This window comes from Shewanella sp. MR-4 (assembly GCF_000014685.1).
Classification (GTDB): domain Bacteria; phylum Pseudomonadota; class Gammaproteobacteria; order Enterobacterales; family Shewanellaceae; genus Shewanella.
This window is the reverse complement of record NC_008321.1, coordinates 829,747-845,430: the sequence shown is the minus strand read 5'-3', so window position 1 is coordinate 845,430 and position 15,684 is coordinate 829,747. Positions and strand designations below refer to the sequence as shown.

Genomic DNA, 15,684 nt, shown 5'->3' with positions numbered 1-15,684 from the left:
TCGAGTCTAGAGAACAAAAAAGGCGACCCTAGGGTCGCCTTGTTAATTTATGGCTTCATTAGAACTGCGCGACAACCGCCGCAGAACAGAGTGAGCCTGTGGTTTCACACACTTGGTACGTCACACTCGATGCCGTCGTTGTGAAGCGATCGCGGTAGTTACCATCGTTTTCAGTCGTGGCCACTAACTCGCCATCACGGTACAGGGCGACGCTTTCACCTAAAGCGCTATCCCATGTGAGGTCAACCATAGCACTGCCACGGCGAGAGACTAACGCACGAGTCACAGCAGCACTGATGCTATGCTCATACACTTGCACTTCCATGGTCACAGTGTTGCTATGCTCCATGGCGTCAGTCACGGTAAGCGACACTCTGTAGGTACCAGCGGCAGCAAACACATGGCTTGGGTTCATTTCACTAGAGTTTGTGTCATCACCAAAATCCCAGCTATAGCTCACGATATCATCGTTTGCATCGGTACTAGTGTTAGTAAAGGCAACGCTTAAGCCTTCAACCGCATACTCGAAACCTGCAACAGGTGCCGCAGGAGAGGCTTCACCTAAACCGCTGATCACTAAGCCCCAGTTATTCAGGGTCCCCGTGTCCGCGCCCGCATTGTCGTCAACAGATAATGACCAAGTACCCTGGGCATTTTCACCGTCAAACGCGCTTAAGTCCCAGCTCTTAACGATGTTGTCGGCGCTGCCGCCCTCACGGTTATGCAGAACCACTTCGGTACCCGCTGGAGAGGTTAACACGACACGTAAGTCACCAATCCAAGTGTGGCTGATATTCACATCGGCGGTCACACCAAAAATCTGCACATCGTCGGTCACGTCGATAGTGCTCACCACGCCATTAGCGTTGTTATCAGGGATAGCAACAGCGTTTTCATTGCCATAGCTAAAGTCATTTAATCCCTGAGGGAACACATTCAGTGAAACGACTTTAGACTTTTCAATGGTGCCATCGGTACCTGTTACTGTGATGCTGTAATCACCCCAAGCAGTTTGCGCCGTTGTCGCAACATCTAAGGTAAATGAACCACCCGCAGAAACAGTTGAGGCTGATAAGGATACGCCTTCAAGCGCTGGAGACACGGCTACGCTAAGAGCCACATCACCTTCCCACCCTGCCACACTACCGACACTAAAGTTATAACTTGCCGTGTTACCCGCTTCCACCGATTGCGATGCTGGCGATACTGTAAACTTATAGCTAGGAGATGGGTTTGCCTGCTCTAAGGCATTTGCCACATTGAGGCGCGTACCTGCCACGGTTTTAGCAGTGAGGTCCGCATTCGCATCACCCGACGCCATCAGTAAGGATTTCATTTCTACTGGCGAGAGATCTGGATTTAATGACCACACGAGTGCCGCCGCACCTGTCACGTGGGGCGTCGCCATTGAGGTACCAGAGTAAGTGGCATAGCCACCGCCTGGGATGGTTGACAGAATCGCCGTGCCAGGCGCGCCCATATCAACACTGGTTAAGCCCCACTGGGAGAAATCTGACATACGGTCATTACGGTCGGTACTGGCAATAGACAACACCACATCCGAATCGTAGCTTGAGGGATAATGTGGGCTGGCATCGTTATCGACCGCATCGTTACCTGCTGCTGCAACAAATAAAATGCCTGCTTCACCACCCGCTTCAATCGCATCTTTTAATGCTTGGCTAAAGCTGCCGCCGCCCCAAGAGTTGTTGGTAGCTTTGATATCCACGCCATGATTAACCTTAAGATCGGTAAAGTAGTCCAAACAGGCAATCGCGCCTGCGGTAGAACCATAACCATCGGCATCGAGGAACTGACAGGCGGCGATTTTAACGTCCCAGTTCACCCCAACGACACCCACGCCGTTATTGCCTTTAGCGCCAATAGTGCCAGACACATGTGTACCGTGGCCGTTACCGTCCATTGGGTTACCGTTATTGTTGACCGCGCTGTAACCATGAACATCGTCGATCACGCCGTTGCCGTCATCGTCGATACCGTTACCCGGGATCTCGCCACCATTCACCCACATGTTGGTCTGTAGATCGGGATGATTGTAATCCACCCCAGTGTCAATCACCCCAATCACCACATCCGAACTGCCGGTAGTGATTTCCCACGCTTCTGGTGCATCGATATCCGCATCGACGGTGCCACCGTTTTGTCCCGTGTTATTCATGCCCCACAGGCTAGCAAAGCTTGGATCGTCAGGCGTGCCTATCGCCTTAAGAATATAGTTAGGTTCGGCATATTTCACCGCCGGATGACGGCTAATCACCTTAATCGCATCTTCAATATTGGCGCCCTTACGCAGGGCTAAACGTGCCAATTTGCCATTGAGTAAATGCTGGAACTTATCATCGACACCGTCCGCATTGGCATCGGTTAAGGTGCCACGAATTAAACGCTGAGCCGCCGAGCGCTCCGCCTTCGTCGCATTGTCTTTATACACCACGAGAATGGCATCTTTTTCATAGACAGGGGCATCTTTTGCCATAGCGGGCACGGCTGACAGTGTCATCGCTCCTGCAATTGCTAACGCCAGTGGTGAGAGTTTTATCGACATATTGAGCTTCCTATAGTCCTTTACGTTGAAATTCTGGAACCGCAATTACGCAGCCTCCGCTCAAAATTGATTGGATAATAGCGACGAACATCCAGTATGTTTGCCGGTAAATTGTTGCCATAATGTTTCAACTTAAAAAAGCCGCCCACTGCGAAATACGACTTAACTACTAGACCGACTTGGTAGGTTAAAAGGGAAGACGTACGGCGCACACATAGACAATAAACTGATTTATCATAGGATTAACAAAAGTTAATCCTACCTAGCTGGCTATTGTTCCCCAACAAATAAATACCCTTTCGGCCAATTGTCTCTCGGCCCTATGACTCGTACCTTGATGCCTGAATTGGTTGGTGTGTTTTTCAGCCAGCCAAAACACCTATACATACAAGGAGTCACTTGTGCCAAGTCTATTAACACGCTTTTTGGTACTGCTCATCTTGTTATGTAGTTGTCTGTCACCCAGCCAAGCGGCGGATGTCAGTGAACTGCCCATTACCCTGCAGGCGCTCATTGAGCGTTCTGGGCGCGATAACCTTATCGACCTAGTGCAGCAAGGTACGGCAAACCAAGCGATAGTGATCCAATCGGGCAGCGATAACAGCGCCTATGCGACGCAAGCAGGTAACGACAACGTTTCGCTTGTGACACAGATTGGTTCCAACAATGAAGTCCAACTACTGCAAGTCGGCACTCAAAACACGGCTTCAATCACCCAGATTGGCAATGACAATTTGGTGCAATTGAACCAACTAGGAAGCGGCAATTTTTCGATCCAGCAGATTGCAGATGGTGCTGCAATCTCAATAACTCAGTATTAAACAGGGAGAGTCACATGAAATCACAAGCGAAAAAATCACTCATTGCGCTAGCTATTGCAACTGGCTTAAGTGGCCAAGCATTTGCTGCCAGTCTGATTAACGACATCAGCGTTGAACAAACTGGCCAAGGTCAAGACACCTTAGTGGCGCAAACAGGGTTAATTAACGCTGCAGCAGTTACTCAAACGGGTAACGACCAAGTTGCCACCGTATTGCAAGACGGTGTGTGGCATGAAGCGCAAGTTAACTCAACGGGTGATGCCAACCAAGTCACTGTGACTCAACAAACGGATTGGCATGTTGCGTCAGTTAACGTCACTGGCAATAACAACGAAGCTGAAGTAGCGCAGGATGGTTTCTTCAACCAAAGCAGCAACGACATAGCTGGTAACGACAACCTAGTTTCTGTGAACCAATTAGGTGAAGTGAACGAAAGCTACGTTGAAATCACTGGCAACGAAAACAGCGCCTTCGTAGAACAAGAAGGTGATGCTAACCTCGCAGTATTCCGCGTTCAAGGCGATAACAACGATGGCGACATCAAGCAATACGGTAGCAACAACCAAGCGGGTTTAATCGCACTCGACCTGACCGCTAACGTGGGCAATAACAACGACGTATCGGTTGAACAGATTGGTAACAACAACTTTGGTGCGGCTAAAGGCATCGCGGGTAACGACAACAGCGTCGATATCTATCAAAAGGGTGACAGCCACACTGGTTTCGTTTACGCCTTAGCAGGTAGCGAAAACGACATCACCATGAAACAAGAAGGCAGCAGCAACACTGCTTACCTGTCAATGACCACAGGCGATGACAACAGCATCGATATCGCCCAAGACGGCAACCGCAATACTGTAGGCGATACTTTAGTTGCCGACATCCAAGGTAACGACAACGATATCACTATCAAGCAACGTGGCGACAGCAACGGTGCAGAGTTCCAAGTATGGGGCGATAGCAACGACGTTGACTTAAAACAACGTGGTGATGCTAACTTCGCGACCTTTGGTGCTTACGGTACTGACAACGATTTCGACTTATCTTCTAAGGGTGATAACAACGAGCTGGTTGCCTTCGCAACAGGTGAAGACAACAGCATCGAAATCAGCCAAGAAGGTGATACGAACTTCGCTTATGTGGATGCAGTGGGTAACGACAACGAAGTGGATGTTGAGCAAGATGGTGATCAAAATGAGACTATCATCAGTGTAACGGGTAACAACAACGCCGATGTGACTGCACTGCAACACCGTGGCGATCTGAACCTTATCGATTTAATCATCGAAGGTGATGAAAACTCAGCTCAAATCACTCAAGCGGGTAACGGTAACTGGGTGGGTGGCGATAGCGGCACTTCATTCGCATCAAACTCATTCGGTGTGCGTGGTGATAACAACAGCCTAATGATCACCCAAACTGGTAATGACAACTTAGTTGTCGGTTCGCAAGCAGGCAACAGCAACAGCATCAGCGTTAACCAAACCGGTGATATGAACGTTGCGACCGTTGTTCAGTACTAATCTCTATCGATAGGCCGTCTGCTGTAGGCGGCCCAATAAAAACGGGAACATGAATCATGTTCCCGTTTTTATTTGCGTATAAAGCACAAAAGTGAGTTGCCGCTCGTCTTATCTTGCCGACGTAAATCACCGCCCAGTTCACTCGCAACTCACCTTAGTGCGTTTAAGGCTTAAGCTTTGAGCTTAACTGCAAAACTCAAAATGTGTTTGATAGGTCTGAGCCCAACGCAATAGCTCAACACGATTGCGGGACTGGGTCTTACGGAAAATAGAGGAAATATGCGCCTTCACCGTATGTTCACTGATGCAGAGTCGATGGGCGATTTCCTTATTACGCGCGCCGCTAGAGACGAACTGAATAATGGTTCGCTCCCTTGAGGTAAGCGCTTGCAACATGGCAACGGTATCGGCGGGCATATCATTTTGCCCATCCAACTTTTGCACCACCCGGCGAAACATCTTACTGAGTAAGGTTCTATCGTACCAAAGCTCATCGGCCACCATTTTGCGCAGCCCCGTTAGCATCAAATCCATCCGCTGATCCGCAAATAACAGACCGCGGATCCCCAGCAACATGGCTGACTCTTGGTCTAAGGAATTACGCTCGACTTGATACAAAGCGACGGGAACATGGGGCACCAGACGTGAGGCCAACAGCGGAATGCCTTTATTATCTAAGGCAGCGCCTTTTTGGGCGATAAGGCAAAAACTGCGTTGCCCTTTATCTAAATTTAGCTCGGAAGCCTGTTTAACAATCCGTGTTTTTAATCCGATAGATTCTGCGAGTATCGCTAAATGGCAAGGCGCAGCCACTTGATGCAGAAAAACTAACTCGTTGATAGTATTCACTTTACTCTTCTCCCTGAAAAGTATTTAGTTTTTATAACCTAATGCTGAACTGAAGAGGGCAAATGTACACAAAGTACAATTAATTAACATAGCCCATTCTGACTAGTTACCGCATGAATGCCATCACCCAAATGTACTAAATAATCACTCTTTTTATATAGTCAGTTCGACTAACAGACCAAGAATTCACCATTAGGCAGTGATTAATCCTAGAACTTAATCCTATTCAGTCGGAACAGCACCTTAGTCTATAAGATACTCAATCGAAAGTTTAAACAAAAAACTAACAGCAAAAGATGACAACTTGAGGAATAAAAAATCCCCTCGAATGGAAGCTTCGAGGGCATTTATCGATAAGGGTTCGAGTTTAAGCTTGACCGACAAGTTTGGCTATTTGCTTATCCTGAACACGCGATAAACTGATTAACGCGACAATGGCACCTATTAGGGCTAAAAACATATCCGATTGCGTGTCCCACACATAACCCTGAGTGCCTAAGAAGGCCTCGGCGCCTTCGCCAGTTGCAGCGGCCACCCACCATTCAATCAGTTCATAGAAGGCACTAAAGGCCAACACAAAGCAGGTGACTAAAAAGGCACACCAAGCACCAGGCTTAACAGCTTGATTACGTAACATAATCTCACGGGCTAGCATGGCAGGAATAAAGCCTTGAGCAAAATGCCCAACCTTGTCGTAGTTATTGCGCTCGCTGCCCATCCACTGGGCAATAGTGTCAAACAGCGGCACTTCGGCGTAGGTATAGTGCGCGCCAACAAACAACACACAGCAATGTACCAGTACCAAAAAATACACTAAGGGCGTCAGCGGGAAACGCTTGCGGGTAAAAAAGAGTAAGGGCACGGCCACTAATGCGGGCAAGGCTTCGAGCCACCAAGTGAATGGATCTGCGGGTTTTATCGCCGACCATATTAAAACTGAGAGGTAAATACCGCACCAAGCAATTTTGTTATTCAATGTTCCTTCCTCTTATGCGATATTGTTCTAATTCTAGAATATTAACTTTAGCCATCTAGCCCTCCACAGTGAGCAAAAAAAGTGCTACTTTGGAGGTCCAAGGCTGTCAGCATATCACACTGAACCATTTCAATTAATTAGAGGGTACCCATATCATGGCGAAACATTCGCTGGACAAGGATAAGATCAAGATCCTGTTGTTGGAAGGCGTCCACCAATCTGCGGTCGATGTATTTGAACGTGCTGGATACACCAATATCGAGTATCACAAAGCCTCCTTAGGTGATGAAGCCCTGCTCGAGTCCATCAAAGATGCTCACTTTGTTGGTATTCGTTCCCGTACCCAATTGACCGCTGACGTGTTAAAACGTGCCGAAAAACTGATTGCGATTGGTTGTTTCTGTATCGGCACTAACCAGGTGGATCTGGCGACCGCCGAATTGCTCGGTATCCCGGTATTTAACGCACCGTTTTCTAATACCCGCAGCGTAGCTGAACTGGTATTAGGCGAAATCATCATGTTGATGCGCGGCATTCCTGAGCGTAATGCGATTGCCCACCGTGGTGGCTGGATGAAGACAGCCGCAGGCAGTTACGAAGTCCGTGGCAAAACCTTAGGTGTGATAGGTTATGGCCATATTGGTACTCAGCTAGGGATCTTGGCTGAAACCTTAGGTATGCGCGTGGTGTTTTTCGATATCGAAGACAAACTGCCATTAGGTAACGCTCAGCAAATCCATTCGATGGAACAATTACTGGCACAGTCCGATGTGGTGAGCTTACACGTCCCTGAGACAGCGCAAACTAAAGATATGATCAGCGCAGCAGAATTTGCAGCCATGCGTAAAGGCAGCATCTTCATCAACGCCTCACGCGGCACTGTGGTTGATATCGATGCCCTGACGGTTGCCCTTAAAGAGCGTCACCTTGCGGGCGCGGCAATCGACGTATTCCCTGTCGAGCCACAATCGAATGATGATGAATTTATCAGCCCATTACGTGGCTTAGACAATGTGCTATTGACCCCGCACGTGGGCGGCAGTACTGCTGAAGCCCAAGAAAATATCGGTATCGAAGTGGCTGGTAAGTTAGCCAAATACTCAGATAACGGTTCGACCGTTTCTGCGGTTAACTTCCCTGAAGTGTCGCTGCCAATGCACAAAGGCATTTCGCGCTTGCTGCACATTCACCAAAACCGTCCTGGCGTGCTGATCAAAATCAACAAAGCTTTCTCTGAAAAAGGCATCAACATTGCCGCTCAGTATCTGCAAACCACTGCTGAAATCGGTTATGTGGTGATGGAAGTCGATACTCACCAAGCCGAGGAAGCACTGGTCGAACTTAAGGCCATTGAAGGCACTCTGCGCACCCGCGTATTGTTCTAAGGCTTTTCGCACTCAGCTTGAGTGTATTTATAAGGCGCACATTTCATTCAAGATATGTGCGCCTTATGCTTTTGAGCGCCGCTTAATTCCGCTACAATCTAGCCTCTTGCATCGTCTTCATTTTCAGGATCTCCGCTATGACTATTGCAGTTTCGACACCCACTTGGGATCTGGACGCCTCAATGCCTCCACTTATGCTCGCCAACCTATCCCACCTCGGCCTCATCAAAGTGGTCGGCGAACAGGGTCGCAGTTTTATCCATGGCCAAGTCACCACGGATATCAGCTCACTCGAAGCCAACCAATGGCGCTGGGGCGCACATTGCGACCCTAAGGGTAAGATGCTCGCCAGCTTCCGCACCTTCGCCATCCAAGATGTGCTGTTGATGCTGATGCCAAAGGACACCCTAGAGCTAGACCTGCCGCAACTGCAAAAATATGCGGTATTTAGTAAGGCGACACTGAGCAATGCCTCTGACGAGTGGACCTTACTCGGTGTGGCGGGCGAACAAGCAGTGCCGTTTGTGACTCAACACTTCGGTGAAATCACTGAAGAACTCACACTGGTTGAACATGGCGCCATCCTAAAGGATGCAGACCGTTTTATTCTGGTGCTACAGCCAGAAGCGGCAACGGCCTTAGTGGGCGAGCACACAGTCTTTGATGCCAGCGCTTGGCAAGCGTTAGAAATCACCGCAGGTTACCCTAACCTAGCACCAAGCCATGCCAATCAGTATGTTCCGCAGATGTGTAATCTACAGGCGATCAACGGCATTAGCTTTAACAAAGGCTGCTACATGGGCCAAGAAACCGTTGCCCGGATGAAATACCGTGGTGGTAACAAGCGCGCACTCTATATTCTTCAGGGCACCACAGCATTAACGATTAATTTAGAAAGCGTTATCGAGATTGCATTAGAAGATGGCTACCGCAAGGGCGGACAAATTATTGAGTTCGTGCAGCGTGGCAATCAAGTGTTACTGACCGCCGTGCTCGCAAACGATACCCAGAATAATGCCAAGCTGCGTTTCGCTGATGACGAGCAATCCAGCTTAGGGATCCAAGCGCTGCCCTACTCGCTCGAAGAGGAATAGTTTGCGGTTATTAAGCTAATAAGAGTTTGAGTTAAAAAAGGCGCCTTAGGCGCCTTTTCTTTTTTAATGTTCGAGATAAGTATCTCGAATCGCAATCACCTCGGGCAGAATTTGCTTAAACTCGTCCACCAGCTTAGGGTCAAAGTGTTTGCCCGCTTGGCTTTCGAGCAACTCCACCGTGGCTTCAATGGTCCAAGGCTCCTTGTAAGGCCGCTGAGATGTTAACGCATCGAAAACGTCCGCTATCGCGACTATCCGCCCCTCGATGGGAATATTCTCCCCCGATAAGCCATTGGGATAACCCGAACCGTCCCATTTTTCGTGGTGGGTTAAGGCGATGCGCCGCGCCATTTGCAGCAGTGGATCGCCATGTTCGCCAATGATCTCGGCGCCAATGGCGGCATGTTGTTGCATGATTTCCCACTCATCGGCATCGAGCTTACCGGGCTTTTTCAGCACCGCATCGGGCGTGCCGATTTTCCCGATGTCATGCATGGGCGCGGCGTTATACAACAGCTCACAGAAGGTGCTAGGCAAGCCTAATTTCACGGCCAGCAGCCGTGCATAATGGCTCATACGCACCACGTGCAGGCCCGTTTCGTTGTCTTTGTATTCGGCGGCGCGGCCTAAACGACGGATAATTTCGAAGCGGGTTTCTTCAAGCTCTTGAGTACGCTCTTTCACCTGTTGCTCTAGTAGGCGCTTTTGATCGTAAAGTGCGAGGTGGGTTCGTACCCGCGCTTTAACCACGGGGGCGCTAACAGGCTTAGTGATGTAATCGACGGCACCTAATTCAAACCCTTGGGTCTCATCGGCCACCTCAGACAATGCGGTCACAAAAATCACTGGTATATGGCAAGTTAGAGGTTCCTGCTTAAGCAGCTTACACACCTCATAACCATTCATGCCGGGCATCATCACGTCGAGTAAAATCAAATCCGGTAGGGTTTTGGCGACAAGGGCGAGTGCTCTTGGTCCATCAATCGCCACCTTGACCTTATAATCCTCACCGAGTATGCCCACTAAAATATCGATATTTTCCGGGGTATCATCGACGACCAATATTGTTGCCTTATCCATCAACGCTTTCACCTTATCCTGTGGCTTTATTTATGGTCAACTACCGTTCTTCAATTGACCGGTCTTCATGCTAATTCCGCAAGCACTTCATCAATCAAATCCACCGCTTCATCGAACTGATACTGATTAATCATAGTCAGCGCAGGGCTGAGTTGCTGCCATAACTTGCTACTCACTTGGGGTTTTAATGCATCAATTTGTGTCACCGCATCGGAATCGGCATCCTCCAAGCTTTGACGCAATTGGTTTAAGGCACTCACCAGCGCCTCCTGGGACAAGTGCTCTGTCGCCGATTGAGTTGGCTCTTCAAACTGAGGGTTAACCCGCTCAATGGCTTCACAAATCGACGCGACTAAGACTTGGATTTGGTCCAACTCCGTCTGGTATTCCGTCTTTTCGCTGAGGTGCAGCTCCAGTTGACGCGCCAATTCCACCAGCTTGCTGGAACTTAAGTTACCCGCTAGCCCCTTTAAGGTATGCGCCATCCGCACGGCATCGTCACGCTTGTCGTTGGCGAGCGCTTTATTAATCAACTCAACCACATTACGTTGACTGGTCACAAAACGATCAAATATCCGCTGATAAAGGCGGGTTGAGTTTTGAACTAACTGTAACCCCCTATCGATATCTAATTCCGGATGTTCAGGCCATTTTACGACGGACTTTGAATCCAGATTGATAGGTTTAACGGGGATTTCAACCAATTGATTAGGAGAAGCAGCTTCGGTCGGTAGCACACCGGCACCTAAGTATTTAAGCAGGGTTTGATACAGCAAGTTGACCTCTATCGGCTTAGCGATATGGTCATTCATCCCTGCTTTTAAACACATTTCCTTATCACCCGCCATCGCATTAGCCGTCATCGCAATCACGGGCAACTCGGCAAGTTCTGGCCGTTTTCTAATCGCCTGAGTGGCCTGATAACCGTCCATCACTGGCATCTGGCAATCCATCAACACCAGATCGAAGCTCTGCTGCGCCAGCTTATCGAGCGCTATCTGACCGTTGGTGGCGATGGATAAGATAATCCCCACTTGCTCTAAAAACTCGGTGGCCACCTCAAGGTTCATCTCGTTATCCTCCACCAAGAGGATACGTTTGCCCTTAAGCGGCAGCAGGAGTTTAGGATCTATGCTCTCACTGTTACGTCTGACAGGCAGGACGCCAGCTCGACCAAGGGAATTCATAATACCATCGAGCAACCGCGAGGCACTGATGGGTTTACTGATATAGCCCGCCAAGCCCAACGCTTCAATTTGGCTTAAGAACTCTTGGGTAGCATGGGCCGACACCATCAAGATCCGCGGTGCGTTCTTCGCCAATTGTTTGATTTGCTTAGCCGTTTCTATTCCGTCAAGATTCGGCATTTTCCAGTCGATCAGGGCGACGGCATATTCCTGCTGGCTACAACGCGTTACAGCCTCTTCACCGGAGCGCACCGTATCCACCCTAAAGCCCATGCTCTCTAATGTGGTGCGCATGATGTCACGGGCGGTGGCATTATCATCGGCAACCAGAATTGACATACCTTCGAGTTCTTGCGCAACCGTCAGCTTTTGACCGCTAGAAATCTGCAACTTAACGGTAAAGTAGAAGGTACTGCCGTGGCCGAACTGGCTTTCAACCCCAATAGTGCCGCCCATCAGTTCGACTAACTGCTTACAAATCGCCAACCCTAAGCCTGTGCCACCATATTTACGGGTGGTCGAGGTGTCGGCCTGACTGAAGGATTTAAACAGTTTGGCCTGCTGCTCGGCGGTTAAGCCGATACCGCTGTCGCGCACACTAAAGCGCAGCACCACATCATCATTTTGCTGCTCAACCAAGTTGAGCGATAACAACACTTCGCCCCGCTCGGTAAACTTAATTGCGTTGTTCATCAAGTTGATCAGCACTTGCCCAAGGCGTAGCGAATCGCCAAACAGGTGCCTAGGCACATTCGGCGCCACTGCAAACAACAGTTCAAGCTGTTTATGGGCCGCTTTCTCGGAGAACATATCGCTGAGATCTTCCAGCATAGTATCGAGCTGGAAGGGAACCGATTCGATATCTAACTTACCGGCTTCAATTTTGGAGAAGTCGAGGATGTCGTTAATGATGGAGAGCAAGGATTTTGAGGCGCGCTCAATTTTCTCCACATAATTTTTCTGCTTCTTATCGAGTTCCGTCTGCAAACAAAGCTGCGACATACCGATAATCGCATTCATTGGCGTACGGATTTCGTGGGACATGTTGGCGAGGAAGTCACCCTTGGCTTTACTCGCTGCATCCGCCTCTTCCTTCGCGACTAACAGCTCGTCAGACAGCAGTTTTAACTCCGTCATATCGACCATACTGACCACGGCCGATTCAAACCGTTTCTGGCTATCGAAGAGTGCCGACACATTGACCGTCATCCACAGCGGTTCACCATTGGGGCGAATAAAGCTTCGCTCACCGCGATAATGATCGACTCGGCCCTCCGCCAGTTCCTTAAACTGCGCCTTGGCGGTTTCTTTATCCTGTAGGCTTAAAACCTCGAAAATCGACATGCCGCAGAGTGACTCACGGGACTGGCCCATGTCTTCACAATATTGGTCGTTACAATCGAGGATTACCCCTTTAGCATCGATGTTCACAATGCCAATGGTGGAGCCATCAAACAATGCCTTAAAGTGCGCTTCACTCACTGCAAGCTCTTCTTCCATGGCTTTGCGTTCGGTAATATCCATCACATAGCCATTCCAGATAATGGCGCCATCATCGCAAATATGACCGCTGGCTCCCGCCTCCATCCAACGGGTGCTGCCATTAGGGTGGCGATAACGGAACTCACGCACCCACTGCAATTTATCCTCACTCTTGCCCGCTAAGGCACGCACAACCTCTGAGCGTTCTTCATCAAAAATCCGCTCGGCAATGATATTGAAATCTTTAAGTAAATCATCGCGATGTAAGCCAAGCATGTGATACGCCGCGCCAGATAAGAAGGTAAAGGTGCGATCGACAGGTGAAATCCAGCGCAACTGATACACAGTACAAGGGATCGACTCTGTAATATTGGTTAATTGCTGACGTGAACTCTCAAGCTCGACCAGAGCCAGCTTACTCTCGGTAATATCATCGATACTGCCATCGAACCACAGCGGGAAGCCCTCATCGGTATAACTCGCCTTGCCCTTTTCATGTACCCAACGCACACTGCCGTCGCGATGGCGAATGCGGTATTCCACTTCAAAGGTTTCCTGCTGCGCCAGCGCCCTATCGATATGTTGATGGCACAGGGCACGATCTTCTTCCAAGATCAGCGATTCAAAGGTGCGTTGACGATTCTCAATAAACTGGCTTGCGGCATAACCTGTAATATCAGCAATGTTTTCACTGACATATTCCATCACCCACACATCGCCTATGCGGGTACGATAGACGGCGCCGGGAATATTCGTCACCAGACCGCGGAACCTTAATTCGCTGTCACGAATTTTCTGCTCGACGGCTAACTTCTGGGTCATATCCCGAATCGAAGCCGCCACTTGGCGACGCCCCTCGTTATCGGCAGGTAAAATACTCAAGGCGATTTCGGCGACAAACTCCCCGCCATCGGCTTTGAGCGCCCGCACATGCTTTGCATTGGCCATGGGGCGATCGCGCCCTTCACGCAAAAATTGCAGGCGATCGCGGGCATGGTTACTACGCAATGCTTCTGGCAATAATGATTCGACCTGCAGCCCTAACATTGCGCTGGCTTCGTAACCGAAGAGAATTTGGCAGCGAGTATTGCTGAAGACAATTAATCCCATTTGGTCCACGATTAACATGGCCTCTGGTGCCGCTTCGAGCACGGCATTAGACCAAGCCGCGGCGGAGAACTGCTCTGTCACATCGGTAAATAACATCTCTACCGACATCAGCTCGCCCGTATCTGAGACTAGGGGCTGCATAAAGAGATCGAGCCTGCGCGGATGACCACCCGCATCGAGTAATTCCACTTGATGAGAGGGTACGTTTTGTCCCTTGAGGGCCAAGTCTGTATATTCCCAATTCTTTTCATTTAAGGGATTGGCGGTAAATAATCTTTGATACTTGCGCTTGAGTAGCTCAGGCGACATACCTAAGACCTTAGTAACCCCCTCACTCACCTGAGCCAGCTGCCCTGAAGCGTCGAGCGAGCAGTAGAATGACTTATCACTCATACCGTCGATTAACCGTGCAAAGCGATTTCCACGGGAATCTAAAATCGCCTGTTCACGTTCGGCGAGGAGTTCCGCCATCTGATTAAAGGTGCTGCTTAAGGTGACTATTTCACTGACGGCTCCGTTAGGGATCGCTAATTGTTGAGTTTTCCCCTGACCGAAGGCCAAAATACCAGACTCCAGCATTTCAAGCGGCCTCGTCAGACGTTTCGCGGCGATATAGCAGGTCAATATCAGCAGCAGCGTCAGTAAACTGAGGTTGAGTACCACGGAGGCCATATCATCCAATAGCGTAGACAATAGTTGTTGCTCGGGCACCATGACAATCACGCGCCACTTATGCTTAGCGACCGATGCAACGCTGGCGAGGTAGACTAGGTTCTTGTCATCCACAAACCGTGCTTGGCCATTCACCCCCTTATCCAATAGCGCCCAAAAGTCTTTATTCTGACGAGTATTCCTATCTAGCCATTCGGCCGAAGTCATCGCGAGCACTTTTTCTTTATCGCTGTGGAAGATGAGCCGTCCTTGATCATCGAGCACCACTAACTGACTCGGTGACACACCTAGCTGCTCGGGTAATTGATTTAGGGCTAAATCGACAGTCGCTACCCCAAAGTAAGCATTTTCAGGACCAAAGGGGACAGAATAGGTCACCATTAAGGTGTTGCCGGCTCCTTCATCAAAGTAAACCTTAGACCAATATCCTCCCGCTTGATTAATCGCCTTAGACCACCAATCCCAAGAGCCGTCTGTGTAGTCATAGCCTTCGGCGCCAATATCTAAGTAATGGAAGTCATCACCATCACGGAAAACATAGGGAGAAAAGAGTTTTTTATTTGCAAAAGTGTATGGCTTAAAGGCAACGGCAGAGCCGTAAAAATCGGGGTTGCGTTCGAGGCGATTGGTGAGTATCCGTTTGATTTTCTCGCTGTTACTGATGTCTTCTTTATTGGTGATAAACCCAATAAAATCCGCCATTCCTTGAGTATTGATCTGCGCATGCTCGAGTAGCAGTTGTAGGCGATAGGCGGAATGGTTGGATGCCTGAGCTAAGGAATCGTAAAGCTTGCTCTCGGCAGAAAGATAATTAAACCAAGCATTAATACCATAAACGGCTGCCATGATTAGAATCAATGGCAGCGCAATATGGGATAAGATCTTGCTGCGAAAAGTACGAAGTTTACTTTTGTCCATGGCGTCGCCTCAAAGTACCCG

9 protein-coding genes are annotated in these 15,684 nt (G+C 49.2%); 4 read left to right on the top strand and 5 right to left on the bottom strand.

Features of this window, described 5'->3' with window-relative positions:
* Positions 1-58: 58 nt before the first annotated feature.
* Complete coding sequence (locus SHEWMR4_RS03770; protein ID WP_011621520.1) at positions 59-2,566, bottom strand: S8 family serine peptidase; 2,508 nt, start codon at positions 2,564-2,566, stop codon at positions 59-61.
* Positions 2,567-2,967: 401 nt separating this feature from the next.
* Between SHEWMR4_RS03770 and SHEWMR4_RS03765 the strand changes: the two genes are divergently transcribed.
* Both SHEWMR4_RS03765 and SHEWMR4_RS03760 read left to right on the top strand, forming a co-directional pair.
* A complete protein-coding gene (locus tag SHEWMR4_RS03765; protein ID WP_011621519.1) occupies positions 2,968-3,387 on the top strand; it encodes a curlin in 420 nt (139 codons plus the stop codon).
* A gap of 14 nt (positions 3,388-3,401) precedes the next feature.
* Positions 3,402-4,910, top strand: a complete 1,509-nt coding sequence (locus SHEWMR4_RS03760; RefSeq protein WP_011621518.1) for a curlin — start codon at positions 3,402-3,404, stop codon at positions 4,908-4,910.
* Between the two features lie 183 nt (positions 4,911-5,093).
* Here SHEWMR4_RS03760 and SHEWMR4_RS03755 read toward each other — a convergent pair whose 3' ends face one another.
* Positions 5,094-5,759 (bottom strand): helix-turn-helix transcriptional regulator, encoded by a 666-nt coding sequence (locus SHEWMR4_RS03755; protein WP_011621517.1) that lies wholly within the window; start codon positions 5,757-5,759, stop codon positions 5,094-5,096.
* Between the two features lie 367 nt (positions 5,760-6,126).
* On the bottom strand, positions 6,127-6,735 hold the full coding sequence (locus tag SHEWMR4_RS03750; protein ID WP_011621516.1) for a DUF2238 domain-containing protein: 609 nt from the start codon (positions 6,733-6,735) through the stop codon (positions 6,127-6,129).
* Positions 6,736-6,890: 155 nt separating this feature from the next.
* Between SHEWMR4_RS03750 and serA the strand changes: the two genes are divergently transcribed.
* Both serA and ygfZ read left to right on the top strand, forming a co-directional pair.
* Positions 6,891-8,120 (top strand): phosphoglycerate dehydrogenase, encoded by a 1,230-nt coding sequence (gene serA / locus SHEWMR4_RS03745; protein WP_011621515.1) that lies wholly within the window; start codon positions 6,891-6,893, stop codon positions 8,118-8,120.
* Between the two features lie 137 nt (positions 8,121-8,257).
* Positions 8,258-9,214, top strand: a complete 957-nt coding sequence (gene ygfZ, locus SHEWMR4_RS03740; RefSeq protein ID WP_011621514.1) for a tRNA-modifying protein YgfZ — start codon at positions 8,258-8,260, stop codon at positions 9,212-9,214.
* Between the two features lie 63 nt (positions 9,215-9,277).
* Here the strand turns inward: ygfZ and SHEWMR4_RS03735 are convergent, their stop codons facing one another.
* Both SHEWMR4_RS03735 and SHEWMR4_RS03730 read right to left on the bottom strand, forming a co-directional pair.
* Positions 9,278-10,294: a two-component system response regulator gene (locus SHEWMR4_RS03735; RefSeq protein ID WP_011621513.1), complete on the bottom strand. Its 1,017-nt coding sequence runs from the start codon at positions 10,292-10,294 to the stop codon at positions 9,278-9,280.
* 65 nt (positions 10,295-10,359) lie between these two features.
* Entirely contained in the window at positions 10,360-15,663 is a 5,304-nt protein-coding gene (locus SHEWMR4_RS03730) for a PAS domain S-box protein (protein ID WP_011621512.1), read from the bottom strand.
* Between the last annotated feature and the right edge of the window lie 21 nt (positions 15,664-15,684).